The organism is Exiguobacterium sp. R-39 (genome assembly GCF_049942815.1).
Lineage (GTDB): Bacteria > Bacillota > Bacilli > Exiguobacteriales > Exiguobacteriaceae > Exiguobacterium_A.
In genome coordinates this window covers 655,585-680,758 of record NZ_CP187965.1, presented here as the reverse complement: position 1 = coordinate 680,758, position 25,174 = coordinate 655,585, and the positions used below count along the sequence as shown (strand labels likewise).

Sequence of the window (25,174 nt, the reverse complement as noted above, 5' to 3'; positions counted from 1 at the left end):
AATTAACCTTAAAATCAATTTACGTTTTTTATGATCCTGAATACTATGATAGAGGAGCGAATTCGCATTGGATACTGGTACGCATATCGGAATGGGACTTTGCCTCGCCGCCATTTCTACACTTGAACCGGATGTCGCTGCAAGCGCTACGCTGTTTGCGGCTGTCACGACGACGGCGTTGGTCGGTTCCCATGCTCCAGACTTTGATACTGTATTTAAATTTAAAGGTAACAGTGCCTACCTGAGACAACACCGTGGTAAATCCCATGGTTTGATTGCCTTGATTGCCTGGCCGTTGTTACTGTCGATTGTCATCGGCGCCCTGTTCGGCGTTCCACCAACTTCATTATGGCTGATGGCACAGATTGCTGTCGCCCTTCATGTCTTCGTCGATCTGTTTAATGCTTACGGTACGCAGGCACTTCATCCGTTCAAGAAGACCTGGATTGGGTGGGGCGTCATCAATACGTTTGATCCCTATCTGTTCACGATGTATTACGGTGCGTTCGGTATTTGGTTATTGACCCGTGCAACAATCGTCATTTTCCCGATTCTGATTGCGATCGTCATCATCTATTACGCGGTTCAATTTAAGTTGCGAAATGATGCCTTGGCAACGGCAGCCCGTTATTATGGCGGTGCCCACAAACTGTTTATTTCTCCCGGAATGAAATGGGACGAATGGCATGTCGCCGCACGTCTTCGAAATGAATATGCGGTCGTCAAAATCAATTCCGGGACCGTCGTCGAATGCGGCAATTTCCGGATCAAGAATGAACCGCACGGTGACGAATTATACGACATCGTCAAAGAGAACGCCGATTTACAGGCTTTCCTTGAGTTCTCTAAAATTCATACGTATACCGTTTCCCGAAAAGACGGAATCGTTGAATATCGTTTCACGAATTTACGTTACTTCACGAAAGAAGTCTATCCGTTCGTTGCTGTCGTAAGGGTCGATGCGACGTCACGTCAAATCGTCAGTTCTTACACAGGATGGGTCTTCAGTGAACGGACGTTGCAAAAAAAATTATTCGTTCCCGCTTTATGAATAAAGGACTCGCCATGCTCGGAAGACATTCTTCCGAACCGCGAGTCCTTTTTTAATTTAATGACTGGTCGTCGCGCCCGATCATCAAATGCTTGAATTTCTCATTTGTCGTATTGAAACGGTGAAGCATCGAACCGTGTTGCTTGATTTGTTGCTGAACGAAACGGACGGCAACTGCCTCACCTTGGTATTTTTCTCCCGCTCGTGCAAGTGTCGCTTCAAAATCTTCCCATAAGACTTCCACCCACGTCAAGGCTTCAAGCGGTGTCAGCGTCTCATTGACTTCTTGTAATTCTTCCGACAATCCTTTTAATGCTTCTGAACGATTTTGATCCATCGTCATTCCTCCTCTTCTTGAATCAACGCGAGTGGAATCGCCACTTCGTTGACTGTCCCTTCAAAATGCCCCCAGCCCATGACACCGTTGACGAAATGCAGTTCGAATCGTGCATCTTCTCCGGCAATCCGGTAAAAACGCCCCGTCTCAAACCGGCTGGCGTCGACTAAATAACTTTGGGCAATCGCAATCTTACGGATAATCACCTCGACTTCACTCATGTTGCCATGTTGCTCGGCTTTACGTTTCTGCTCATTTAATTTCGTCACGAGCATCTCTAATTCATATTTTGATAACTGACTCATACGTGTCTCCATAAAAAAACTCCCCCTCTTCGTCATTAGTATATACGAAAAGAGGAAGAAAAATGATGGAGTTAGCTTGATTTCAGTTCGAGATTCCGTTTACTTTGTAACGCATACATTTTGGCATAGATTTTTTGTTTTTTGAGTAACTCGTCATGCGTACCGCGTTCGGCAATCCGTCCTTGGTCGAGGACGATGATTTCGTCGGCGTCTTTGATCGTTGACAAGCGGTGGGCGATGATGAACGTCGTCCGCCCTTTCGTCAAGGTCAACAACGCTTCTTGAATCATCGCTTCCGTCTCGGAATCGACACTCGCTGTCGCCTCATCGAGCACTAAAATGGCCGGATCAAATGCCAGTGCCCGGGCAAAGCTGATTAACTGCCGTTCACCGGCCGATAAGGTCGCCCCTTTTTCGATGACCGGTTCATCAAGTCCCTGAGGAAGCCGGTCAATGAACCGGTCTGCTCCAACAGCCACGATCGCTTCCCGGATCCGCTCTTCCGAAATTGCCGGATTTCCGAGCGTGATGTTCGACCGAATCGTTCCGGTGAATAAAAATGGATCCTGCAGGACGATGCCCATGTGGTCACGAACCGCCTGTTTTGGCAGCGACGTAACATCTTGTCCGTCAATCAACAATTGACCGGATGACGGATCATAAAAACGCATCAGAAGATTCATGATCGAACTTTTCCCGCTTCCGGTATGTCCGACGAGAGCGACGGTCGCACCGGGACGGGCATCAATCTCGATTTCTTGTAAGACAGGATGGCCCGGATCATAACTGAAGCCGACCTGTTTGAATTCCACGCGACCGGCGAAACGGGGTAAACGTCCTTTTCCGACTTCTTCGCCTTTTTCATCGAGCAGTTGGAACATGCGGTCTGCCGAAACGAGTGCTTGTTGCAGTGGTGATAGTTGATTCATGATTTGAGTCACCGGTTCAAATAACCGGGAGACATAATCGATATAGGCGTATAAAATACCGAGCGATAAAAACGTCCCATCGGTCAGACTTTTTCCGGCGACGACCCAGATCAACAAGGCAAGCGTCAGGTTTTTTAAGAAATAAGATAAGTTATGCGACATCAAGGCATCGAGCCGCAATAACTTGGAGCGGGTTTGATAGTTCTCTTCATTTTTCTGCTCAAATTCCGCCAACACTTCTTTTTCCCGCGCATACGCTTGAATGATTGGCATCGTTTGAATATTCTCATTCAATTGACCATTCATATCAGCAACAAGCGACCGGACTTTGAAGTTATTTTCCGTCGCGAGCTTCTGGAACAACTGAATCCAGAAGTAGACAATCGGAATAATCAGCAACGAAACTAATCCCAAACGGACATCAAGGAAAAACATTGCTACTAAAATTCCAGCCATCGTAATCAGTCCTGAAAAGACCCGTGCCAACACACCCAAATACAAATCACGGATTGTTTCCGTATCGTTCGTTACACGACTGACAATCTTCCCAATCGGTGTTTGGTCAAAATAGCGGACCGGCAACCGTTGTAAATGTGTAAAGACATCAAGCCGCATCCGTTTAACGATTTTATGCGCCGACCGCTGAAGCAGGATTTGTTGCACCCAGTTCAGACCGGCTGCGATTAACAGCAGGATGATATACATCAAGGATAGCCAGCCGACTGCTTTTAAGTCGGAAGCATAAAAATCATACACTTGTCCTTGTGTGAGCTTCGCGACGTTTGCGTAACGAAATACCTCATCGCCCCGCGTGACGGTCAACGTCCCATCCTCCACACTGCGTTCTCCACCGCTCACGACTTGTTTCGGTACAAAATAATAACCGTCTTTTGACTGGACAATCGAAATGGATTGAATGACGGCAGAGGACTGGACGTCCTGCTTCTTCGCAAATTGACGCCCGTCATACTCGACCCGTCCTCCATCTTTCACTTCCACCCAGTCCTTTTCAATCGCGACGATATGCTCATCGATGATGACTTTCGCAATATAAGGTCCGGTCAGTTCTGCTCCGACTGCTAAAATCAATAGAAATAATCCTAGGAAAATCGCTTGTTTTTCATACATCGCATAACGGACAAGCGATCGAATCGTCGTTTTCCGACGAACGGGATCTAATAAATACAATTCTTCTTCCTTCACGTTCGACACCTCCTACCTTACGTTTCTTCACTTTGCCGTTCGAACTGTTCGGCATACCATCCTCTATGGTTCATCAGTTGTTCGTGCGTGCCCCGTTCGGTCACTTGACCATCCTGCAGGACAAGGATTTCGTCCGCATGGGCAACAGCAGACAAACGGTGTGCGACAATCAATGTCGTTGCCTGCTCGCGGTTGGTTCGAATCGCTTCAATGATGTGCGATTCGGTTTTCGCATCGACCGCGGATAACGAATCGTCAAGCAATAATAATTTTGGTTTTTTCAACATTGCCCGGGCGATCGACAGCCGTTGTTTTTGTCCACCGGATAACGTGACACCACGTTCGCCGACCAACGTCTCAAGACCTTGATCGAGCATCGTGATATCTGTCGTGAACGAAGCGAGACGAATCGCTTCCTGCAATTCAGCTTCCGTTGCCGTTCCGGCACCGAACAAAATATTGTCCCGTACCGTTTTCGAGAATAAAAGATGTTCCTGCGAGACATAACCGGTCCAGCCGCGGACCGTTTCCAAGGCGACGTCTTCATACGGAATCCCGTTGACTTGCAACATCTCGCGCCCCAGCGGATATTCGCGTAAAAACTGCCGCAACAATGTTGTTTTTCCGGCGCCGGTCGGACCGACGATCCCGATTGTCTTGCCTTGTTCGATTGTCACGTTAATATCGCGTAAGGCGGGCTGTTTCGTTCCCGGATACGTAAACGTTAGATCAGATAAAACGATTGTTTCCGGAAAATCCACATCTGCGACCGGTGTTGACGTAATCAACGGTTTCACCCGCATCGTCGCTTGCAGACGATCGAGGCTTGCTGTTCCGCGTTGGATGACGTTAATCAATTCCCCGAATGCATACATCGGCCAAATCAACATCCCGAGATAAATATTAAAGGCAACGAGTTGCCCAAGCGTGATGTCGTTCGTAAAGACAAGATAAGTCCCGAACGATAAGCCGATCAGATAACTGATTCCCACGAGTAATTTGATAATCGGCTCGAATAAGACATCAATTTTTGCGACGTGCATGTTTTTATCAAATACATCACTCGTCACAGCATCAAATTTTTTGACATCGATGTCTTCCTGAACGAATGAACGAATGACCCGCAGACCGGAAATCGATTCCACGACTTGGTCATTCATCGTGCCAAACGCATCCTGCGCCGTCATGAACCGTCCATGAATCTGGCTGCCGAGTTTATTCATCGCGTAAGCGAGAATCGGCATCGGTAACAATGCCGCAAGTGTCAGTTTCCAATCGATTGCCACTCCCATGACGACAAGTGTAATGGCCGTCATGTTTAACGAGTCGACGAGCGTCAGGACACCAAAGCCGGCTGTCCGTTCTACTGCCTTCAAGTCATTGGTCGCAAGTGCCATTAAATCCCCGGTCCGGTTGCGTTGGTAAAAAGTTGGCGTCAGCTTTAATAAATGCGTAAAGAATTGGCTGCGCAACGTCCGTTCGAGTAAAAAGGCTGTCCCGAATAATTTCGCAAGCCACAAGTACGTCAGAATAAAAGACGTAATGGAAATAACGGTCAGACCTACCACATATTGAATCAATGTCGTCCGGTCCATGGATCCGGAACGTAGTCCGTCAATCACTTTTCCGATCAACCACGGTGGTGTCAAGTCAATGAAGCCGGTCACGATCAGTAGTAACACGGCAATCAAATACGATTTTTTATGTTCTTTCAGAAACCAACTGAGTTGGCGAAATAATCGCACGATGGCTCCCCCCTTTGTCGTTCATAATGGTGTTACACGTTTCCAAGCACGCAAAAAAGGCAGACGGATTTCCGGAGCAGTCCGAGAATCCATCTGCCTTTCTAAAGACGATGTGAATCGACGATATGGTCTGCGTGCTCGGGGAACGGATTCCCTGTCAATCGCACACTGAAAGTAGTGTTTATACGAGTTCGAGAGTCTCCGCCATATTCAGCTGTTTAATAAGTGCGTTTACAATTGGCTGTTTCATTTGACGGTTCCTCCTTTTCTTAATCTGAGCGTAGAATAGCATAATTATCGAACAATTGTCAATTTTGTGTCTAATCTTTTAAAATGAAGTGAAAACTTATATTCCGTCCGCTTCTTCCTGCTTAACCTGTTCGATCACTTCCGAAACGAGTGCATACGGAAATCCTTTTCGAACCAATGCTTGTTGTGTTTTTTGAACCCGGGCGAACGGTTCCAGGTTCCGATACTTCGGATAATATTTTCGTGCCTGGTACAAAGCGGCAGATTCTTCTGTGTCAGCTTCCACCTCTTCGAACACTTGTTGAATCCCGAGCTTCGAGACCTCCGATGAAAATCCGCGTTGCATCAGGGTTTGTTGCAGTTTCTGCTTTAGTTCCCGAACCGATCGGCGGGCCAGTTCTTTTTGTTTTTGCCGAAGAAACTTCAACACCTTTTCCAGCTCTTCTTCTTCCGTGAATGCTGTCAATGCCTGATCAATATACGTCTTTTGAATCTTCAGCATTTCTAAATCCCGGCGGATTTTACCCGGTCCTTGCGGTGTCGTCGCTTTTTTTGTCGCGGTATACGCTTCCGCAAATTGTTGATCGTTCAAATATTTTTGGTCGGTCAATCGTTTGATGGCATGCTTGACGGCATGTTCCGGCGTCTCTTTTTCGATCAAATACGATTCCACCTCGCTCGTCGCCCGCATCCGATATGACAGATGATTGAGTGATAAGCGGTACGCTTTTTGTTGTTCTTCCGCCGTCAGCACTTCCTTGACGAAATCATCGTCCAGCTCTTTATCCCGTTGCAGATTGTATTTGATTAGGATATCGGCATCAACGGCAAACGCATATTCTTCCTTCCCTTCACGCTCGATGTAGATATTAAAGCGTTCCGTATTTTTCTTTTGGGTTGAAATCCGTGTGATTTTCAAGTCGGTTCCTCCTTTTTCATCTTCTCCTGCAACGATAACATGTTGAATGAGGTTTGAGTGAAATGGACAAACGGGAACATATGTACAAGTATTCATATAGATTGAACGAAAGGATGACTCTAGTTATGAAAATAGCGATTACAGGCGGAACCGGAATGATTGGACAGGCATTAACAAAACGATTACTTAACGAAGGCCACCAGATTGTCATTTTAACCCGTTCACCGAAGGCAACAGAAGGTGCTGTCTCTTACGTTGAATGGCTGACGGATACAGCAACACCCGAACATCACTTAAACGATGTAAATGCCTTCATCCATTTAGCAGGTGCTTCCATCAATGAAGGGCGCTGGACAGAAGAACGTAAACGCGTCATCCTGGAGAGCCGGATTGACTCGACGAAAGAACTCGTCCGGATTATTCAGGGCCTCGATTCAAAACCGGATGTCGTCCTATCGGCTTCTGCCGTCGGAATTTACGGTCAGGACCGCCATCAGACGTTTACGGAAGAAACGACTATCCCCCCGACTGCCGACTTCCTCAGCCATGTCTGCGTCGCATGGGAAAATCTCGCTCAACCGATTGCCGACAGCGGTGTGCGTCTCGTTCATCCGCGAATTGGTGTCGTCCTCAGTACAGAAGGCGGTGCTTATCCATTGATGCGCCTGCCGTATACATTATTCGGCGGCGGCACGATGGGCGACGGGAAACAATGGGTTTCCTGGGTCCATATCGACGATCTTGTCGAACTGTTCCTGTTCGCACTGACGACACCGTCTGTCAACGGTCCGCTCAACATTACAGCCCCTCATCCGGAAACGATGCGCCGGTTTGGTCAAACGATTGGAAAAGTGTTGCACCGTCCGCACTGGTTACCGGCTCCACGCTTTGCCCTCGAGCTCGCTCTAGGAGAAAAAAGTGTTATCGTACTCGAGGGTGCCCGTGTCATTCCAAAAAAAGCTCTCGAAAACGGCTACAAGTTTCGGTATGCTGAATTAAAGGATGCACTTCAGAATCTCGAGCACACAAACTAATACAGGGGTTGAACAATGTTGGATGTTTTAATACGTAATGCACATATTTTTCCGATTACGTCAGATAATTTTTATGGCGATATCCGAATCAAAGATGGAAAGATTCATGAAATCAATGAATTGTTGGATGCCAAAGAGAACGAACGTGTCATCGAAGCAGAAGGCCGCTTCCTGCTTCCCGGTTTCATCGATGCCCACACCCATCTCGGTTTGTACGATGAAGGAACCGGTACAGTCGGAAACGATGCCAATGAAACCATTTTCGCGATGACGCCCCACTTGCGGGCAATCGACGGCGTGTATCCACTCGACGAAGGATTCAAAGAAGCGATCGAACATGGTGTCACGACGGTACAAGTCATGCCGGGCAGCATGAATATCATCGGTGGTGTCACAAGTGTCATCAAGACATATGGCCGCTTCATCGATGATATGATTTTACGGAAGTATGCCGGATTAAAAATTGCGCTCGGTGAAAATCCAAAACGTGTCCATAGTGCCGGTCGTGCCGGTGAATTGACGCGCATGGGAATCATGGGTATGTTGCGGGAAGCGTTTCTTGAAGTGAAGATGCAACGGACCGCAGATACATTTGCGCACCGGATGATTGAACGGGTCCTCAAAAAAGAAATGCCGCTCCGTGTCCACGCCCATCGAGCCGATGATATTTTATCAGCGATTCGTTTTGCAGAAGAGTTTGAGCTCGATGTCCGAATCGAACATTGTACAGAAGGTCATCTCGTTGCCAAAGAACTGCAACAATTACCGATTGAACATGTCACGGTTGGTCCGACCTTTACACGAAAGTCAAAAATCGAACTCAAAAATAAAACATGGGAAACGTATCGTGTCCTGCATGAACATGGTCTTGAAGTATCAATCACGACGGATCATCCGTACACACCGGTTCAATATTTAAATTTATGTGCCGGTCTTGCCGCCCGTGAAGGACTGCCGGTTGATATCGCGCTTCGTGCCATCACGATTAATCCGGCCCGTTCGATTGGCGTTGCGGATCGTGTCGGTTCCATTGAAGTTGGAAAAGATGCCGATCTTGTTCTTTGGAGTCACTTCCCGCTCGATTATCTGGCGAAGCCTTTGATGACCATGATTGACGGAAAAGTTATTTTTGAACATACCCATCTGACATCGATGTCTTAAGAAAAAAGCCTACGATTTTAACGGAAATCCGTTGAAAATCATAGGCTTTTTTTGTTATGAAAGTGAGGCTTTTTCGTTTGCAAGAAATGTCTTATTTTCGTATGTTTTTTCACAAAAATTATTTGCTTGCTTTTTTAAAAAAAGAAGGTAATATTATCTTATCCGACAACTGAAGAAGGCATACCATGCGCGGTTCAAACGAGTCAGACAGGTAGCTTTCGACAATCATTCTAGCGGTCTTAAGAAGGAGGAATGGAAGTATGCTCAAGCAACGGGAGCTGAGCGACTGCGCTGATTTGTTCGAACTGATGCAGCATCAAGACGTATATCCGTACGTCCGCCAAAAAACACGGTACTTTGATGAATTTCTGTTTACTACAAAGCAGGCAATCGAAGAGGAAGAACGCGGTGAGCTTGTCTCACGCACAATCCTAGACGAATTTGACCAACCAATCGGTACAATCAGTTTACTCGATATCGAAGGACAGTATGGGTTTCTCGGTACATGGTTAGGTAAACCGTATCATGGGAAAGGTTATAACAATCTTGCAAAAGAAGCATTCTTTGCAGAACTATTTTTTGATCTCGAATTCGAAAGTGTTTTCATGAAAATCCGGAAGACTAACATCCGTTCACAAAAAGCAGCGGAAAAACTGCCTTATGCTTTTTGTGCCGATGAATTACGACCAGCGTTACTTGAACAGCTGAACACCGGGGAAACTCAATTCACGTTGTACGAAGTCTCGAAATCAAGTTTTCAAATGTATATCCATGGCCGCGAATTCGAAACGGTCTACGAACAACAACTCGAAGCATGAGAGGCACCTGCCTCTTGTGCTTTTTTGTTCGTACATTTGATGCGGATCGAAAGCTTCAAATGGTATGATAATAAGGAAAATTCACCTGTCGGGAGAAGCCGTCACCTCTTCCTATATGAAATGGAGTGATTACTGATGCCAGAACAATCCTTTAAAATACTTGTCGTAGATGACGAAGCACAAATGCGTGATCTGCTTGTCTCGAATCTTCAAAAAGAAAACTATCAGACGACAACCGCTTCAAACGGTCAAGAAGCGCTTGATCAAATGCAACGCGATACGTTTCATCTTGTCTTGCTGGATGTCATGATGCCGGAAATGGATGGTTTAACGGCCTGCATGCGCATTCGTGAATTCTCGAATGTCCCGATCATCATGTTGACGGCTCGTTCTGACGAACTCGACCGGATTCATGGTCTGAAAATCGGTGCTGATGACTATATCACGAAACCGTTCAGTCCCCGTGAACTGTTGGCCCGTATCGAAGCGACACTCCGTCGGTCGCATCGCTTTACGGTCGATCAGTCGGCGACATTGACGATTGGTAAACTGGAACTCGATACAGAAAGCCGCAGTGTCCATGTCAGCGGAAAACCAATCAGTTTAACACGCAAGGAATTCGATTTACTTCATTTGTTCGTCCAAAACAACGACAAAGTCTTTTCCCGTGAACAATTGCTTGATCAGATTTGGGGAGCAGACTACATCGGAAACTTGCGGACGGTCGATACTCACATCAAAACACTTCGCCTGAAACTCGGTGAAGCCGGCGGCTCGATTCAGACGGTCTGGGGCATCGGATATAAATTCGAGGAAGTATGATTAAGCGGTATACCATTCGTCGCCGGATTTGGATTACGATTTGGTTCACAAGCGTTTTTTCTGCCGTCTTATTCGTCTTATTAACCTTTTATCTGTATGACCGGTTTTACCTTCAAACGCAGGAAGACCTGTTGCTCAACCGGGGTGAAAAACTGATTAACATTTATGAATCAGAGGGATTGTCCGGTGCCTTTTACGATGGGATGACCTATACGAATGAACTGACCGAATCCAAGGTGTTTTTCATCGATTTTCTGAAGAAAAATCCGACCGGTCTCCGGTTCCTGACGAATGCGGATATCGAACAGTTGCGCAATGGTGAAACCATCGTTTCAAGCCGGACCCATCCGATCGAAGGAACAGATATCTTAATGACCGGTTTCCCGATCATTGAGAACAACCGACTTGTCGGGACACTGATTCTGTATCTGGAACTCGGTCAAATCAGTGAACCGTTCCGCCCGCTTCGTCTGATGATCTTCTTTATGATTGGATTGATTGTGCTGAATCTTGTGATTTTCGGCCGTCAAATCATCGATACGATCATTCGTCCACTGATTGATATGAAACGGGCTTCCACCGTCTATGCTCAAGGGGACTTTGCTTACCGGATTCCGATCCAATCGGATGACGAAATCGGGGAACTGGCAGAAACCTTAAATAAGATGGCCGAATCTCTCGGTGAAGTGGATGAACAGCGGAAGGAATTTTTAGCGAACGTCAGTCATGAATTACGGACACCACTCTCCTATATCCGCGGTTATACGGAAATGATGCAAGACAAAGCATTGGATGAAAAAACGCGGGATCAATATTATCAGATCATCGAGCGGGAAACGGAACGGTTGCAACGCCTCGTCAATGACTTGCTTGATCTCGCCCAACTTGAACGAGACTCGTATCCGATGACGAAGCAACCGCTTGTTTTCAGCCAAGTCCTGGAAGATGTCGTTTACCGGATGGAACCGATTGCGAAAGCAAAAGGCGTGTCCATCGTCACCGATTTTGATCCAAGTCAAATCGTTCTCGGTGACAATGACCGTTTGGAACAAGTCATCGGAAACCTGTTGGACAATGCTTTACGCTACACCCCTGCTTCAAGACATATCTATCTGTCGACGAAAACAGAAGGTGATCATACCGTCTGTACAATCCGGGACGAAGGAGAAGGCATTCCGCCGGAACACTTGGAGCGCTTGACGAAGCGATTTTACCGGGTCGATAAATCACGAACACGAAAAGATGGCGGAACAGGTCTTGGACTTGCCATCACGAAACACATCATTGACCGGCACGACGGAACCATTTCATTCGAATCCGCTCTCGGTCAGGGAACAACCGTCCTGATCACGTTACCGTTGTTACCGGACGAGGACGACGGGTTCTCTTAATGTCACGGTTTTTGATTGGTTAATGGAATAGCATTGATTGCTCTACGCCTGAAAGGACGTTTTATTATCGAAGCAACACTCCTTGGTTGGTTGCAGCAAGCGGATATGTTTGCTGTACCAATCAGTCTTTTAGTCAGTATCGTCATCAGTCTGTTCGGCGTTGTGCCAAGTGCCTTCGTCACGGCAGCGAATTTACTTTATTTCGGTTTTTGGGATGGACTGCATTTATCTTTTCTTGGCGAAGCTTTAGGTGCCGGAGTGGCCTTTTATGTCTATCGTCATGGTTTCCGGCGTGTCGAACCGCTGATTCAGTCCCCGTTCGTCTTGAAGTGGCTCGCCAGGTTAACGAAGCAAACCGGTTGGGATGCCTTTTGGACAATTCTTTTTTTACGGCTGTTGCCGTTTGCGCCATCCGGACTCGTCACATTTTTAAGTGCGACAAGCGGTGTCTCGACACTTGTCTTTTTAACTGCCAGTACGATTGGAAAAGTTCCCGCATTGGTCCTCGAAGCTTTCGCCGTCAATGAATTGATCGAACGGGATTCGATGATCCCGTGGCTGATTGTTGGACTGTTTTTGGTGTTTTATCTGATTTATCTTTATAAAAAACGGTTGCATCCATCGAGGGATATCGATTGATGCAACCGTTTTCTTCGTATAGTGTAGAGAAGTAAACAAAGGAGGAACAAGCATGGAATTACGTTCATTTGGCAACACTGACATCCAAGTCTCCCCTCTCGGATTTGGTGCCGGTCATATCGGTTCCGATGATTTATCCGATCAGCAAGCAAGCTATATCCTCCATCAAGCGTTGGATGCAGGCATCCGTCTATTTGATACCGCCCGCGGTTACGGTTTATCCGAACAACGGCTCGGTGACTTTTTGAAGCAGCACCGCCATGATGTCGTCCTGTCGACGAAGGTCGGGTATGATGTCCCGCGTACGCAAGACTGGACATTCCAAGCTGTTGTCGGCGGGATTGATCAAGCCCTTTTGACGATGAAAACAGACTTTATCGATATCGTCCATTTGCATTCCTGCAGTAAAGAGATACTGGCTCAAGATGACGTCATCGAGGCGCTCGAGCGGGCGAAACAGGCCGGAAAAGTCCGACTGATTGCTTATTCAGGCGACCGGGAAGATCTCGACTATGCCATCACGACGGGACGATTCGACAGTTTTCAAACGTCCGTTAATCTGTATGATCAACGGGCATTGAATGATTCAATCCCGCTGATTCATCATCAACAAAAAGGTATCATCGCCAAACGTCCGATTGCCAATGCACCATGGCGGTTTGAGTCCCGGCCGGCCGGGCAATATGTCGAACCTTACTGGGAACGGGCACAGCAACTCGATTTCCCGCTTGAAGAAGCTTCTTGGCTTGAAACCGCACTCCGGTTTACCGTTTTTGAACCCGGTGTCACAAGTGCCATCATCGGAACAGCCAATCCGGAGCATCTGGTCCAAAATATCCGCTTGTTGGAAAAAGGACCTTTACCGGCAGAACGGGTCGCTGATCTCAAACGGTGTTTTCAAGAACAGGATGAAAATTGGTTACAACAAACTTAAAAAGTCGTGAGACGGAACAAAAAGGAAAACGGCTTCAGTCGCCGTTTTCCTTTTTTTCATATAGAAATCACTTCATATATCCGTTCGATCTGTTTAAAACTTTTTCTTTTTCTTTTTCTCTAGTACAACGATGGCTTCGACATGCGCCGTTTGCGGGAACATGTCGTACGGCTGGATGTAGCTGACTTTGTAGCCGGCTTTCATCAAATGATCGCAGTCACGTGCCAACGTTTGTGGATTACAGGAAACATAAATGATTTTTTTCGCTTTTGACGAAATCATTGCGTTCAACAGTTGCGTATCACATCCTGAACGAGGCGGATCGACGATGAAGACGTCTGGAATCCATCCTTCTTTCACCCAGCGCGGAATCCAAGTTTCTGCTTTCCCGACCACGTACTGTGCGTGGTTAAATCCGTATTGTTTCATGTGTGCCGTCGCATCTTCGACCGCTTCCTCGACGATTTCCATTCCACGGACTTCTTTTGCACCTTTTGCAATCCAAAGACCAATCGAGCCGACACCTGCATAAGCATCAACAACACGTTCTTCGCCCGTCAAGGCTGCTGCTTTAACGATTTCACCGTACATCCGTTCGGCTTGTTCCGGATTCAACTGGAAGAAGGCACGCGGTGACAATTGATACGTGAACTCACCCATCTGTTCCTCGATTCGTTCCACACCGCGCAAAATTTCCGTTTGTTCACCGAAGACACGTGACGTCAATTTATCATTAATGTTCAAGGCGACTGAAATCACACCCGGAATATCATAGATATCGCGTGACAAACCTTCAAGATCCTTAAAGCCGTCTTTGAACGCGACTAACACGACTTGAATTTCACCTGTCTTGATGCCTGTCCGAACGACGATGTTCCGGATGACACCGTCTTGTTTGGCCGAATTGTAGACCGGAACGTTGTAGTCATTCAAAATTTTCGTCACGGCTTTGTTGACGCGTAACGTCTCTTTGTTTTGAACGATACACTCGTCGATTGCAACGAGACGGTTCGAGTTCGCTGAGTACAATCCACTGACGATTTGTGTTCCTTCTTTTCCGACCGCAAACTGTGATTTATTCCGGTATTCCCATTCCGTCGTCCCGATTGTCGGACGAATATCCGATTTCTCGACATTCAGCTTCGTCGATTTCGTAAAGGCATTTCGGACCATGTCTTCTTTATAACGGAGTTGCCCTTCGTAGCTCATATGTTGGAGCTGACATCCGCCGCACTGGCTGTAGATCGGGCATAACGGTGTCACACGGTCCGGTGAACGGACATCACGTTTCAAGATTTTTGCATTCGCAAAGTTATTATGGATTTCTGTAATCTCGATTTGAGCCGTTTCCCCGACAAGCAGACCTGGAATGAAGACGATTTGTCGTTCGAGTGTCGCGATTCCTTCTCCGTTGATTCCCATGCGTAAGCAGGTTACGGAACGAATTTCGCCTACCTGTAGTTTAATTTTAGTTGTCATCTGATTCATCCTTTCCATGATCCAAATCAAAAAGCGGTCATTTCGAACCGCTCTCTGATTCCTCATGTTCCTTCATATCTTTTGCATAACGAAGCACCTTGGCTTTCAACTGATCCAAGGAGACGGCTAAACGTTCCAAATCCTCAATATCTGATGTTTCATCCAATGAATCGATCGTATGGCATAAAAGCTGCATTCTTGATTTTAGCACATTCATCTGCCCAAGTTTATCAGTTCTTGCTTTTCCCATTATTCTGACTTCCTTTCTTGTTCTTTATTCCTGTATACATTTAGCATACGATACGTAGTGAAGCTTTAAAAAGGAGGAAAATGTATCATGTCATTAAAATCACCCATCACCATCAAAAATGATCCGTGGGAAGCGTACCGTGATATCGAACAGTACGGACAAGCCCGACTGACGAACATCGAAGTCACGACGACGACCCTTTGTAACATGCGCTGTGAACATTGTGCCGTCGGCTATATGTTGTCGAACAGTGAAACACCTACCATCCCGGTCGAACTGCTCATCAAACGACTGGACGAGATTGAACATCTGCGTGCCTTCTCGATTACAGGCGGAGAACCGATGCTGTCGATGAAATCGGTCCGGGAATACGTCGTGCCCTTACTTAAGTATGCCCACGAACGGGGAGCTAAAACCCAAATCAATTCAAATTTAACACTTCCCCTTTCGCGGTACGAGCTGATCATCCCGTATCTTGACGTCTTACATATTTCACATAACTGGGGAACTGCGGACGACTTTATTGATGGCGGCTTCGCCATGATGGAACGGAAACCCTCTCGTGAAGCACGGACGAAGCTGTTTGAACAGATGAAGGAAAACGCCCGGATTCTGAACGCACGTGGCGTCCTCGTTTCAGCAGAAACGATGATTAACAAGCGAACACTGCCACATCTAGAAGCCATCCACCAGGAAATCGTTGAGATGGGATGTGTCCGCCATGAAGTTCATCCAATGTACCCGGCAGATTTCGCCTCGATGATTGAAGCCGCCAGTCTGGATGAAATCCGTGACGGCATCCATCGTCTTCTTGATGTCCGGGATCCAAATGTCTGGATGTTATTCGGTACCCTGCCATTTTATGCCTGCTCGATGAAAGAAGAAGATTTAGAGCTCCACCGTCGTTTACGTCAGGAACCAAATGTTTCCGTCCGTAATGACCCTGACGGCCGATCACGCCTGAACGTCAATATCTTTGACGGTGAAATCATCGTGACGGATTTCGGGGATGAACTTGCCTCACTCGGGACGATTCAGGACACTTCCTTCAACGATGCGTATGCGATGTGGCAAAAAACTGAGCTCAATCAAAGTTTGTCCTGTCACTGTCCCGCCATTCAATGTCTCGGTCCAAATGCACTCGTCAAAAATGCCTATTATCCGGAAGTCGATTTCCTACAGCAATCCAGCCGCCTCTGACCAGGTTTGAGTCTCTTTCAAAACGGGAAAAGTCTGTCACAAAGTTGACACACTTTCCTTGTTCGAAGGGGGTTTCAAAAATGGAATGGCTCGTCGGGATTGTCGCGATTATCGGAATGTTCAGTATGGTACTTGGAATCATGATGATTGGCATTCGAGCGTCTCACAGTATCGAACACGATGAAGTGTTCGACCAAACGGATTGGGACGAACATCTTTTGCATATGCCACGTCCAACACGGTTCGAACCAACTGAACAAAAAGAACAATAAGCATAACATGTCCCGGATGTACAGACGTACATCCGGGACATGTTATGCTTATATAAAAAAGGAAAGGCAGTTGTTTGATTTGTCGCGTCGCTTTGCTTTGATTCTTTCGATTGTATTTATTTCAGGTTTCACCCAAGGATTACTCATCCCGCTGCTTTCCATTTTGCTCGAACGTCAAGGAACACCCGCTTACATAAATGGACTGAGTGCTGCTGTACTATATATTGGTGTCATCGTCGCAGCACCCTTGATGGAAAAACCGTTGCGGCGCCATGGGTATGTTCCTGTCATCTCGTTCGGTCTTGCTTTAGTGGCTGTTGCCGTCTTTGCTTTCCCGCTCATCCCAAGCGTTCTCGCTTGGATGGTACTGCGATTCGTCGTCGGCTTCGGGGATCAGACTCTCCATTACGGTTCTCAAGTTTGGATTACCTCCATTACACCGAACCATAAGCTTGGCCGGACGATGTCTCTGTACGGCATGGCATTTGGACTCGGTTTTGCCCTTGGACCACTTGCCGCACCACTCGTCGACTGGATCAGTTGGCTGCCGTTCGTCTTGACCGGAACACTGACTGTCCTCGTCCTGATTGCCTTAAGACGAGTACCGAACGAGAAGCCGTCTGATGTCATGCCGGAAGAGCTTCAGTCTGCGGCTTCCCGTTATCGTCTTGTCTTGACGAGTGCTTGGTTTACATTGTTGCCCGGCTTCACATACGGCTTTTTAGAAGCGACATTGAACGCCAGCTTTCCTGTATTTGCAACACGAAACGGCTATGAGCTATCCCAGACGAGTACGTTGATCACAACTTTTGTCGTCAGTTCCTTATTGATGCAATTACCGCTTGGACGTCTCGCCGATCATTTCGGAAAACGGCGGACGCTGATCACTGTCCTCAGCATCGGATCTTTCGCATTTTTGACAGCCTGTTTTTTATTCCAAAGCTACGGTGCATTGTTCCTGATTTTTGCAATCAGCGGCATGGCTCTAGGTTCGACGTATTCTTTAGGCGTCGCTTATATGACCGAACAGCTGCCAAATCATCTGCTGCCGACCGGGAACCTGCTTGCCGGGATTTCGTTTAGCCTCGGTTCGATTCTAGGTCCGATTTCCGGTAGTTTATTCGTCATGTTGCCCCCAGGATTCTATTTCATTTTATTCGTACTGGTTCTCGCGACACTCGCTTATCTTCTTTTTCGTTCAAAGCCTGTATCCCGGTTGCTGTAAATAAGCAAAGACGGTCGTCCCATATGGAACGACCGTCTTTTTATTTTACGATTCCTTCTTGCCGAAAACTGTGCCAGAGCTTATCGTCGATTGCGTACGGCTGTTCTTTTGCACGTTTCAATTCTTCCGTTTCCAATAAGACGATGACCTCTCGACCGTTGATTGACCAAACGGAGTCGTATCCTCTTTCCGCCTCAACGATTTCCACCGCGACATCCCCATGCGTCTCTTTTAGTTGTTGACTGACACTGGTGACGACAAAGCGAGCAAACTCATCCCGCGGACGACGGTTGGCAATGATCTTTCGAACGATCTCATTCCGTTCCACTTCTCTCATCTCCTTTCGTTTTTTGGTTGCACTAGCCTTTATGGCAAGGCCGAATCGGTGGTTTTATGACCGTACAGAAAAAGCCGAACGAGTCGGCTCAGCAACAAACGATTAAAAATAACAGATTGATTGAGACTATTTTTGCATGATTCAGAATCTTCGTCAACTCCGCTTTTGAAACCAAATCGGAAGGTACGTCGATACAAGAATGCCTGCAACGACAAACAACAGACCGATAAAAGCTTGCGGTGGAATGGATTCCCCGAGAATGAGCGCAGATAACGTCACGCCGTAAATCGGGACAAAAAACATGAACAGTGACACGCGGCTGACCGGATTATATTTCATCAAAAGATTCCATAACGTGAATCCAGTCGCTGACAAAAATGCTAAATAAACAAGCATCCAGACCGTCGTACTCGTGAAGCTAAACGGGAACCAGTCCCCATTCAAGACGGCTCCGACGATGAATAAACCAATTGATCCGATGACCATGGCCCAACCCGTCATCGGTGCGACCGGGTAACTTGCCGAATATTCCTTAGCGATTAAATTTCCGAATGCGCCGGAAATCATGGCGAGAATCAGTAAGACTTCACCACTCCCAAACGATACACCGGCTGACCCTTGCGGCCAGTTGGCTAAAATCACGCCCGTAAATCCTAAAAACAAGGCCAGTCCTTTGAATCGATTCAACCGGTCATCTTCATACCGGAAATGGGCGAGCAACATTTGAAAGAAAGAAGTCGATCCGGCAATGATCGATCCTTGAACCCCGGTCGATAAGGAAAGCCCGATATAAAAGAACACATATTGAAGAAACGTCAAAAAGAAGCCAAGCCGGCTGTACGCGAGTGTCCGCTTTTTTAATGTAATCGGTTGCTTAAAAATCAGGACGCTGACAATAAGCAATAAGACGCCGGCGATAAAAAAGCGGTAACTGGCAAACAACAGTTGTTCTCCGTATTCCGTTGAAGTAATGGCAAGCAGCGTATAACTTTTTTTGATGAAGGGAAACGCACTTCCCCAAAGGAAGGTCGTCACTAAAGCGAGCACAACCATACCAAATCGATCGGTCAATATTTTTTTCATTTTTGCTAATTCCTTTCCTGTTCCTTTTGACATAGACATGGTATAGTAGTTTTACAGATAATAATTATTATAATCTAGCGACAATGAAACTCATTATCATTCACGAGAAAACGTTGGTAATCAACATTCTCATTGTTTTAACATAATGATTTCTTTTCTCATTTAGACTTGAAAGGAGCTTTTCCATATGACTACCTCTACTACTACTGATGTCCATCAGCGTTCCGCTCTCCGTCATGCTTGGGAGGAACATCACGAATTGATTTTAGCACTCTTTAGCGGAATATTGATTTTAATTGCCTATACGCTCGAAAAGATCAACATTCCAGCCACAGGCTATGTCACGCTTTATCTCTCCGCTTACTTAATCGGAGGCTATGCGAAAGCAAAAGAAGGATTAACGGAAACCTATCATGACAAAACCTTGAATGTAGAATTATTGATGATTTTGGCTGCTATCGGTGCAGCAGCTATCGGATACTGGATGGAAGGTGCCATCTTGATTTTCATCTTCGCTTTATCCGGTGCTCTTGAAACCTACACTATGAATAAAAACGAACGGGCACTGCAAAGTTTAATGTCCTTACAGCCGGAAGAAGCCACGCGATTAAATGCCGATGGTAAGCTTGAAGTCGTTGGTCTTGAGCAATTGGTCGTCGGAGAACTCGTCTACGTCCGCCCGGGGGAACGTATCCCTGTCGACGGAACCATCATCCGTGGTCAAGCTGCGATTGAAGAAGCATCGATTACCGGCGAATCAATTCCGGTTGAAAAACAAGTAGGCGATACCGTTTACAATTCAACGGTCAACATGAACGGTGTGTTGACGATCGAGATGACAAAAGCCGCAGACGAGTCCCTGTTCCAAAAAATCATTCACATGGTTCAAAACGCTCAAAGCGAACAATCACCATCCGCACAATTCATCGAACGGTTCGAAAGCCGTTACGTCAAAATCGTCTTACTCGTCGTCGCCTTGATGATGGTTGTCCCCCATTACTTAATTGGTTGGACATTTGAAACGAGTATCTATCGGGCCATGATTTTACTCGTCGTCGCTTCTCCTTGTGCTTTGGTCGCTTCGATCACACCGGCTGCTTTAGCAGCAATCGCCGCTTCTGCTAGAAACGGTGTCTTATTTAAAGGTGGGGCACATATCGAGACACTTGGACAAGTCGATACGATCGTCTTTGATAAAACCGGGACATTAACGACCGGGAAACCTATCGTCACGGAAAGCCATTATGCTGACGAAATTGATGCATTCGCCGTCAAACAAGTGGTCGCATCCATTGAAGCACAATCGAATCATCCGCTGGCACAAGCGATTGTTACACACTTAAAAACGGATATCATCGAACCATCCGCTTTCAAGGATGTGACAGGCTACGGAATCGAAGCTACAGTTTCCGGTCAAACGTACCGGATTGGAAAATATGCGTTCCACGAAGGATTGACCGATCCTTTCCTATCGATGGAGCAAACGTTAAAAGAACAAGGAAATACAATCGTCTATGTCAGTAACGGACAGTCAATTATTGCGCTCTATGCATTACGGGATACGATTCGTCCTGAAGCCAAGACAGCTATCGCGTCGTTAAATGCACTTGGGATCACGACGATCATGTTGACAGGAGACAACCCTGTGACTGCTGCTGCGATTTCGAAGGAAGCGGGCCTGACAGATTACGTTGCCGAATGTCTTCCTGAAGACAAAGTACGTTATATCAAGCAGTACCAGACTGAAGGAAAAACAGTCGCTATGGTCGGGGACGGAATTAATGATGCTCCCGCTCTTGCACTTGCACATGTCGGTATCGCAATGGGTGAAGGAACAGATGCTGCTCTTGAAACAGCCGATGTCGTCTTGATGAAAAATGATTTAGGACGCCTGGCTTATGCCGTCAACAAAGCGCGTAAGATGAATCGTGTCGTCAAACAAAACATCACACTCGCAATCGGTGTCATTCTTCTGCTAATCATTTCGAATTTGTCACAGTTCCTCATCATGCCGTTCGCAGTTGTCGGTCATGAAGGTTCGACCATTCTTGTCATTTTGAACGGATTACGCCTCCTTCAAAAAGATATGCCTCTCCCGGCAACTCCTGCAACTTTTTCAAAACAAGCAGCAGCGTAATCCAATCAAAAAGCATCTACCGTCGATTACCGACAGTAGATGCTTTTTTGGTGTGACGTTCAAAGAATAGATGGAGCTTAAAATCAACCAAATGTATTGGTTGGAATCGAGTCCAGATCCGCTTGCTCTTTTAATCGTTTTTCTTCCATCTTTTTCGGATCTGCTTTTTTCATGAAACGTTCCCACGACGCATTCAGTTCAGAGCCGAGTAAAATGATCAACCCTGTAAAATACAACCATAACAACACGATGACGACACTTCCGAGCGAACCGTACGTTTGATTGTAATTTGAGAAATTCGATACATAAAATCCGAATCCAACCGATAACAACTGCCATACGATGACACCGAAAACCGCCCCGGGAATCGCTTCTTTAAAGGAAATCGGACGTTTCGGAGCGACACGGTAGAAGATCGACAAAATCAAAATCAGCAAAATAGTCGAAATGGCATATCGCAAGACCGTCAACAGGATTTTTTGCCCCATATCAATCGGCAGGACAAAGTTGGCTAAGTAACTGATGATCGGCCCACCTAATACGTTCAAGACAATCAACAAGAGCATTCCGATTCCGAGCACAACGGTCAGAATCAATGCGATTCCACGTGCTGCGACGAATCCACGGGGTGAAAAATCACCATAGGCATGATTGGCTGTCGTAATCAGACGATCGACGCCTTTGGAAGCCGACCAGATCGCTAAAATCGCCCCGATTGACAAGAGACCGCCTTGCGGTTCCTTGATTGCTTGGAAAATGACATCCGTAAACGTATTGACCGATCCACCCGGCGCCAAATCACGAATTTGGGATTCAAGCGTCTGTTGATCAATATCAAAGAATGATAATACTGAAATAACAAAAATAATGCCTGGAAAAATCGATAAGAACCAATAATAAGCTAACGTTCCTGCGTAATCCGTAATGTTGTGATCGGACATGCGTTGCTTTAGATTAAGGGCTAACCCTTTAGGATCACGTGTATGCGCCATCATCATCTCCCCTTCATAAAAAAGAGGCAGTCCAGGACTACCTCATTGTCTTACTATACTTTTTCCCTGTTTATTTCAACTAAAACCTCAATTATCTATAAGCTCGATATCATAAAAACGTTCCGTCATCTTCGTCAATTTTTGTACAAGCGATGTCGGACGAACCGGTAAATGAATCAGCTCTTCACGTTTGATCCAGAGCGGTGTATATCCGGACGACAGATCCTCGAATTCTTCTCCCGTCCCTGTTCCAAATATACCACCCGTCATTTTTGCCCAGTAATACGGATTGTCCAATCCGTTAAATCGAACATTCGCGGCAACTCCCTCAAGTTCCACGTCCACTCCAAGCTCTTCATGCGCTTCCCGGATGGCGGTTTCTTCTAATGTTGCGCCTGCTTCTCGTCCGCCGCCCGGAAACACATAGTAGGTCTCACCCGGCTTATCCCGACGAATCAAGGCAACTTCATCTGCTTCATTGATTAGAATAATGGCACTTCTTTGAATCGGCATTGATTTTCACTCCTCCTCATCATCTGAGGACTCAACGAATGGTCTCAAGCATTTCTGGAATCAATCCATTTTCCGTGGATGCAATGACTTGTGCGGCAACCTTCATTCCAAGTTTAAGTGCATCTTCTGCCCGCTTGGATTCCGTCAATTCGGAAAGCACGGCAGAAAAGAATGAATCTCCAGCACCTGTTGAGTCAACTACTTTCACTTTTTTCGTCCCAACATGACCAGAAGTCGCTGTCCGGCGGTCCACATAGACAGCACCTAACTCACTCATTGTGACAACCGTGAAGGGTGCTCCTTTTTTCGCCAGTTCGTTCGCTACATGAATGGCGTCTTCTACCGTTACAATCGATAGGTCCGATAAAATCTCAGCTTCTTCACGGCTACAGATGAAGCCCGTAAATCCTTGTAAGAGGTGGCGATTACGCTCAATCACACTCAAATGTCCACAGACGCCGTAAAGCGGTAACTCCATTTTGCGACAGATATGAATCAACCGTTCGAGAACTGTCACCGATAAATCCAAATCGATCGCAACTGCATCCACTCCGTCAAGCGCATAGACGGATTGACGAAGAATGGCTTCTTCCAGGAGTTTAGCGTCCGGTTGTTTAGAAATCGACGTCTGTAAATCTCCTTCATTGTCCATGACTGCAAGCCACATCCCCATTCCATGATCTTCGAGCATCTCTACATGATCGACGTTGGCCCCATAAGATTTTAACTCTTCGAGTACCCCGACACCGATTTGATCGTTCGTAACCGTCGAGATAAAACGAACATCATTTCCGAGAACAGCGAGATTTTGTGCTACGTTCCGTCCTGTACCACCATTCGAGAAGGTGATATCCCCGACGTTTTTCGCATCCTTATGCAAGGGTGCAAACGAAGTTCCTTTTATGTCGACGAATACTTTTCCGATTACCGCAATTTTATTCATTCCTGTTCCACCTCTAAAAAAATTTCATGAACCCGAAGGATTTATACGCGTTCTAGGCACATTGCCTCCATTATAGTAAAATTTCAAAACTGTTACAACCAATCAGACCCTTCATGATCCCAACAAAAAAATCCCGACGATGACAGTTTTGTCTGTCGATCGTTCGGGATTCCATTCAAAAAAGCGTTATTGTTTCCATCAGAGATTGGCGATGGTCAAACTGATCGCAAGCAATAATCCAAAGATTGTATTGACCTTCCCCGTCTGCGCCATACCCGGCATTAATTCCTGCGGCGGCAGGTCACGCCAGAACAGTTTCACGGCTTTAATCATCAGTGGAATGCTTAAAAGAGCAAGCAGTGCCCACCATGTGACGTTAAAGGCCAGTACGGCAATCAACAGCGACAGGACGGCAGCAGCAAAAAAGGCGATCAGCACATAGACTGCTTTTTGGTGACCGACTAAGCAGGCAATCGTCTTTCGTCCATTGACTTTGTCATTGTCGAGATCACGGATATTGTTCGCGAGTAGAATCGATCCAATTAAAATGGATACCGGAATCGAAATTGCGACTGCTTCTGTCGGAACATAACCGATTTGCAGATAAGCTGAGATCGCGATGATGACATACCCCATGAAAAAACCGGCGACGATTTCTCCGAACGGTGTATAAGCGATCGGTAATGGTCCTCCTGTGTAGATGTAACCAACGAACATCGAAACGATTCCAATCAAAAGCAACCACCATGTTGTTTCAAGGCACAAATAGATACCAAGCAGGGCCGAGATGCCGTATAACGAGAAGGCAAATGCTAAAATCGTTCCCGGCTTAAAACCGTCGCGGACAATCGATCCTCCGATCCCCACCGATTCTTCCGTATCGAGTCCCCGCTTGTAATCATAATATTCATTAAATAAGTTCGTCGCAATCTGAATCAGCATCGATGCGATCAACATGGCAAAAAACAGATCCATCCGTAACGATTCGATCCGTGGTGCCACGATAGCCGTTCCTACGACGACCGGCACAAAACTTGCCGTCAACGTATGCGGTCGTGTCATTCGCCAATATACAGCGATTGATTTATTCATATAATAAACCCCTTTCCTGTCTAAGTGTATCGGGTTTCGTTTTTTACTGTCAATGCTCAATCCCAGATAGCTTATTCCTTCTTTTTTTCAGATAAAAAGTTTACACTGAGAATA

Annotated in this window: 25 protein-coding genes; 12 read left to right on the top strand and 13 right to left on the bottom strand. The window is 46.4% G+C overall.

Annotation, left to right across the window (positions count from 1 at the left end):
* Window positions 1-67: 67 nt before the first annotated feature.
* Window positions 68-1,051 (top strand): metal-dependent hydrolase, encoded by a 984-nt coding sequence (locus ACP26N_RS03510; protein WP_131504175.1) that lies wholly within the window; start codon window positions 68-70, stop codon window positions 1,049-1,051.
* 52 nt (window positions 1,052-1,103) lie between these two features.
* Here the strand turns inward: ACP26N_RS03510 and ACP26N_RS03505 are convergent, their stop codons facing one another.
* The 5 genes from ACP26N_RS03505 to ACP26N_RS03485 form a co-directional block, all read right to left on the bottom strand.
* Complete coding sequence (locus ACP26N_RS03505) at window positions 1,104-1,388, bottom strand: YfhJ family protein (protein WP_131504176.1); 285 nt, start codon at window positions 1,386-1,388, stop codon at window positions 1,104-1,106.
* A gap of 2 nt (window positions 1,389-1,390) precedes the next feature.
* Window positions 1,391-1,705 (bottom strand): DUF1811 family protein, encoded by a 315-nt coding sequence (locus tag ACP26N_RS03500; RefSeq protein WP_214855392.1) that lies wholly within the window; start codon window positions 1,703-1,705, stop codon window positions 1,391-1,393.
* Window positions 1,706-1,764: 59 nt separating this feature from the next.
* Window positions 1,765-3,825: an ABC transporter ATP-binding protein gene (locus tag ACP26N_RS03495; protein WP_426354803.1), complete on the bottom strand. Its 2,061-nt coding sequence runs from the start codon at window positions 3,823-3,825 to the stop codon at window positions 1,765-1,767.
* 17 nt (window positions 3,826-3,842) lie between these two features.
* A complete protein-coding gene (locus tag ACP26N_RS03490) occupies window positions 3,843-5,570 on the bottom strand; it encodes an ABC transporter ATP-binding protein (RefSeq protein WP_131504179.1) in 1,728 nt (575 codons plus the stop codon).
* A gap of 346 nt (window positions 5,571-5,916) precedes the next feature.
* On the bottom strand, window positions 5,917-6,738 hold the full coding sequence (locus ACP26N_RS03485) for a RecX family transcriptional regulator (RefSeq protein WP_131504180.1): 822 nt from the start codon (window positions 6,736-6,738) through the stop codon (window positions 5,917-5,919).
* A gap of 125 nt (window positions 6,739-6,863) precedes the next feature.
* Here ACP26N_RS03485 and ACP26N_RS03480 point away from each other — a divergent pair, with 125 nt between their 5' ends.
* From ACP26N_RS03480 to ACP26N_RS03450, 7 genes are all read left to right on the top strand, one after another.
* Window positions 6,864-7,772 (top strand): TIGR01777 family oxidoreductase, encoded by a 909-nt coding sequence (locus ACP26N_RS03480; protein WP_426354801.1) that lies wholly within the window; start codon window positions 6,864-6,866, stop codon window positions 7,770-7,772.
* 15 nt (window positions 7,773-7,787) lie between these two features.
* The gene (locus ACP26N_RS03475; protein WP_131504182.1) at window positions 7,788-8,933 is read left to right on the top strand and encodes an amidohydrolase family protein; all 1,146 of its coding nucleotides are present in this window, start codon (window positions 7,788-7,790) and stop codon (window positions 8,931-8,933) included.
* A 260-nt stretch (window positions 8,934-9,193) separates the two neighbouring features.
* Window positions 9,194-9,751, top strand: coding sequence for a GNAT family N-acetyltransferase (locus tag ACP26N_RS03470; protein WP_114596802.1), 558 nt, complete (start codon window positions 9,194-9,196; stop codon window positions 9,749-9,751).
* Between the two features lie 135 nt (window positions 9,752-9,886).
* Window positions 9,887-10,573: a response regulator transcription factor gene (locus ACP26N_RS03465; RefSeq protein WP_114596803.1), complete on the top strand. Its 687-nt coding sequence runs from the start codon at window positions 9,887-9,889 to the stop codon at window positions 10,571-10,573.
* On the top strand, window positions 10,570-11,964 hold the full coding sequence (locus ACP26N_RS03460; RefSeq protein ID WP_426354799.1) for a sensor histidine kinase: 1,395 nt from the start codon (window positions 10,570-10,572) through the stop codon (window positions 11,962-11,964). The genes ACP26N_RS03465 and ACP26N_RS03460 overlap by 4 nt, the downstream gene beginning before the upstream one ends.
* A gap of 33 nt (window positions 11,965-11,997) precedes the next feature.
* On the top strand, window positions 11,998-12,603 hold the full coding sequence (locus tag ACP26N_RS03455) for a TVP38/TMEM64 family protein (protein ID WP_426354797.1): 606 nt from the start codon (window positions 11,998-12,000) through the stop codon (window positions 12,601-12,603).
* Between the two features lie 52 nt (window positions 12,604-12,655).
* Entirely contained in the window at window positions 12,656-13,537 is an 882-nt protein-coding gene (locus ACP26N_RS03450) for an aldo/keto reductase (protein WP_426354796.1), read from the top strand.
* Window positions 13,538-13,630: 93 nt separating this feature from the next.
* Here the strand turns inward: ACP26N_RS03450 and rlmD are convergent, their stop codons facing one another.
* On the bottom strand, window positions 13,631-15,016 hold the full coding sequence (gene rlmD / locus ACP26N_RS03445) for a 23S rRNA (uracil(1939)-C(5))-methyltransferase RlmD (RefSeq protein ID WP_131504186.1): 1,386 nt from the start codon (window positions 15,014-15,016) through the stop codon (window positions 13,631-13,633).
* Window positions 15,017-15,053: 37 nt separating this feature from the next.
* Window positions 15,054-15,266: an SE1561 family protein gene (locus ACP26N_RS03440; RefSeq protein ID WP_012369544.1), complete on the bottom strand. Its 213-nt coding sequence runs from the start codon at window positions 15,264-15,266 to the stop codon at window positions 15,054-15,056.
* An 87-nt stretch (window positions 15,267-15,353) separates the two neighbouring features.
* Between ACP26N_RS03440 and yfkAB the strand changes: the two genes are divergently transcribed.
* The 3 genes from yfkAB to ACP26N_RS03425 all read left to right on the top strand — a co-directional run bounded on the left by yfkAB (window position 15,354) and on the right by ACP26N_RS03425 (window position 17,963).
* Window positions 15,354-16,466 (top strand): radical SAM/CxCxxxxC motif protein YfkAB, encoded by a 1,113-nt coding sequence (gene yfkAB / locus ACP26N_RS03435; protein WP_426354795.1) that lies wholly within the window; start codon window positions 15,354-15,356, stop codon window positions 16,464-16,466.
* 80 nt (window positions 16,467-16,546) lie between these two features.
* On the top strand, window positions 16,547-16,738 hold the full coding sequence (locus ACP26N_RS03430; protein ID WP_114596808.1) for a hypothetical protein: 192 nt from the start codon (window positions 16,547-16,549) through the stop codon (window positions 16,736-16,738).
* On the top strand, window positions 16,647-17,963 hold the full coding sequence (locus ACP26N_RS03425; RefSeq protein ID WP_370528990.1) for an MFS transporter: 1,317 nt from the start codon (window positions 16,647-16,649) through the stop codon (window positions 17,961-17,963). The genes ACP26N_RS03430 and ACP26N_RS03425 overlap by 92 nt, the downstream gene beginning before the upstream one ends.
* Window positions 17,964-18,003: 40 nt before the next feature.
* Here ACP26N_RS03425 and ACP26N_RS03420 read toward each other — a convergent pair whose 3' ends face one another.
* Window positions 18,004-18,300: a hypothetical protein gene (locus tag ACP26N_RS03420; protein ID WP_426354793.1), complete on the bottom strand. Its 297-nt coding sequence runs from the start codon at window positions 18,298-18,300 to the stop codon at window positions 18,004-18,006.
* A 153-nt stretch (window positions 18,301-18,453) separates the two neighbouring features.
* Entirely contained in the window at window positions 18,454-19,383 is a 930-nt protein-coding gene (locus ACP26N_RS03415; RefSeq protein ID WP_131504190.1) for a DMT family transporter, read from the bottom strand.
* Window positions 19,384-19,570: 187 nt separating this feature from the next.
* Between ACP26N_RS03415 and ACP26N_RS03410 the strand changes: the two genes are divergently transcribed.
* A complete protein-coding gene (locus tag ACP26N_RS03410; protein WP_426354791.1) occupies window positions 19,571-21,520 on the top strand; it encodes a heavy metal translocating P-type ATPase in 1,950 nt (649 codons plus the stop codon).
* A gap of 83 nt (window positions 21,521-21,603) precedes the next feature.
* Here ACP26N_RS03410 and ACP26N_RS03405 read toward each other — a convergent pair whose 3' ends face one another.
* The 4 genes from ACP26N_RS03405 to ACP26N_RS03390 form a co-directional block, all read right to left on the bottom strand.
* The gene (locus ACP26N_RS03405) at window positions 21,604-22,512 is read right to left on the bottom strand and encodes a YihY/virulence factor BrkB family protein (protein WP_131504192.1); all 909 of its coding nucleotides are present in this window, start codon (window positions 22,510-22,512) and stop codon (window positions 21,604-21,606) included.
* A gap of 87 nt (window positions 22,513-22,599) precedes the next feature.
* Window positions 22,600-23,025, bottom strand: a complete 426-nt coding sequence (locus ACP26N_RS03400; protein WP_131504193.1) for an NUDIX hydrolase — start codon at window positions 23,023-23,025, stop codon at window positions 22,600-22,602.
* Between the two features lie 31 nt (window positions 23,026-23,056).
* Window positions 23,057-23,968, bottom strand: a complete 912-nt coding sequence (locus ACP26N_RS03395) for a PfkB family carbohydrate kinase (protein WP_114596815.1) — start codon at window positions 23,966-23,968, stop codon at window positions 23,057-23,059.
* A gap of 198 nt (window positions 23,969-24,166) precedes the next feature.
* Window positions 24,167-25,060: a 1,4-dihydroxy-2-naphthoate polyprenyltransferase gene (locus ACP26N_RS03390; protein ID WP_114596816.1), complete on the bottom strand. Its 894-nt coding sequence runs from the start codon at window positions 25,058-25,060 to the stop codon at window positions 24,167-24,169.
* Between the last annotated feature and the right edge of the window lie 114 nt (window positions 25,061-25,174).

Excerpts from the sequence above, each read along its gene's own strand:
- ACP26N_RS03505 (WP_131504176.1), bottom strand. The coding sequence starts at position 1,388 with ATGGATCAAAATCGTTCAGAAGCATTAAAAGGATTGTCGGAAGAATTA.
- ACP26N_RS03500 (WP_214855392.1), bottom strand. The coding sequence starts at position 1,705 with ATGGAGACACGTATGAGTCAGTTATCAAAATATGAATTAGAGATGCTC.
- ACP26N_RS03480 (WP_426354801.1), top strand. The coding sequence starts at position 6,864 with ATGAAAATAGCGATTACAGGCGGAACCGGAATGATTGGACAGGCATTA.
- ACP26N_RS03475 (WP_131504182.1), top strand. The coding sequence starts at position 7,788 with ATGTTGGATGTTTTAATACGTAATGCACATATTTTTCCGATTACGTCA.
- ACP26N_RS03470 (WP_114596802.1), top strand. The coding sequence starts at position 9,194 with ATGCTCAAGCAACGGGAGCTGAGCGACTGCGCTGATTTGTTCGAACTG.
- ACP26N_RS03465 (WP_114596803.1), top strand. The coding sequence starts at position 9,887 with ATGCCAGAACAATCCTTTAAAATACTTGTCGTAGATGACGAAGCACAA.
- ACP26N_RS03460 (WP_426354799.1), top strand. The coding sequence starts at position 10,570 with ATGATTAAGCGGTATACCATTCGTCGCCGGATTTGGATTACGATTTGG.
- ACP26N_RS03450 (WP_426354796.1), top strand. The coding sequence starts at position 12,656 with ATGGAATTACGTTCATTTGGCAACACTGACATCCAAGTCTCCCCTCTC.
- rlmD (WP_131504186.1), bottom strand. The coding sequence starts at position 15,016 with ATGACAACTAAAATTAAACTACAGGTAGGCGAAATTCGTTCCGTAACC.
- ACP26N_RS03440 (WP_012369544.1), bottom strand. The coding sequence starts at position 15,266 with ATGGGAAAAGCAAGAACTGATAAACTTGGGCAGATGAATGTGCTAAAA.
- yfkAB (WP_426354795.1), top strand. The coding sequence starts at position 15,354 with ATGTCATTAAAATCACCCATCACCATCAAAAATGATCCGTGGGAAGCG.
- ACP26N_RS03430 (WP_114596808.1), top strand. The coding sequence starts at position 16,547 with ATGGAATGGCTCGTCGGGATTGTCGCGATTATCGGAATGTTCAGTATG.
- ACP26N_RS03425 (WP_370528990.1), top strand. The coding sequence starts at position 16,647 with ATGAAGTGTTCGACCAAACGGATTGGGACGAACATCTTTTGCATATGC.
- ACP26N_RS03420 (WP_426354793.1), bottom strand. The coding sequence starts at position 18,300 with ATGAGAGAAGTGGAACGGAATGAGATCGTTCGAAAGATCATTGCCAAC.
- ACP26N_RS03415 (WP_131504190.1), bottom strand. The coding sequence starts at position 19,383 with ATGAAAAAAATATTGACCGATCGATTTGGTATGGTTGTGCTCGCTTTA.
- ACP26N_RS03410 (WP_426354791.1), top strand. The coding sequence starts at position 19,571 with ATGACTACCTCTACTACTACTGATGTCCATCAGCGTTCCGCTCTCCGT.
- ACP26N_RS03405 (WP_131504192.1), bottom strand. The coding sequence starts at position 22,512 with ATGGCGCATACACGTGATCCTAAAGGGTTAGCCCTTAATCTAAAGCAA.
- ACP26N_RS03400 (WP_131504193.1), bottom strand. The coding sequence starts at position 23,025 with ATGCCGATTCAAAGAAGTGCCATTATTCTAATCAATGAAGCAGATGAA.
- ACP26N_RS03395 (WP_114596815.1), bottom strand. The coding sequence starts at position 23,968 with ATGAATAAAATTGCGGTAATCGGAAAAGTATTCGTCGACATAAAAGGA.
- ACP26N_RS03390 (WP_114596816.1), bottom strand. The coding sequence starts at position 25,060 with ATGAATAAATCAATCGCTGTATATTGGCGAATGACACGACCGCATACG.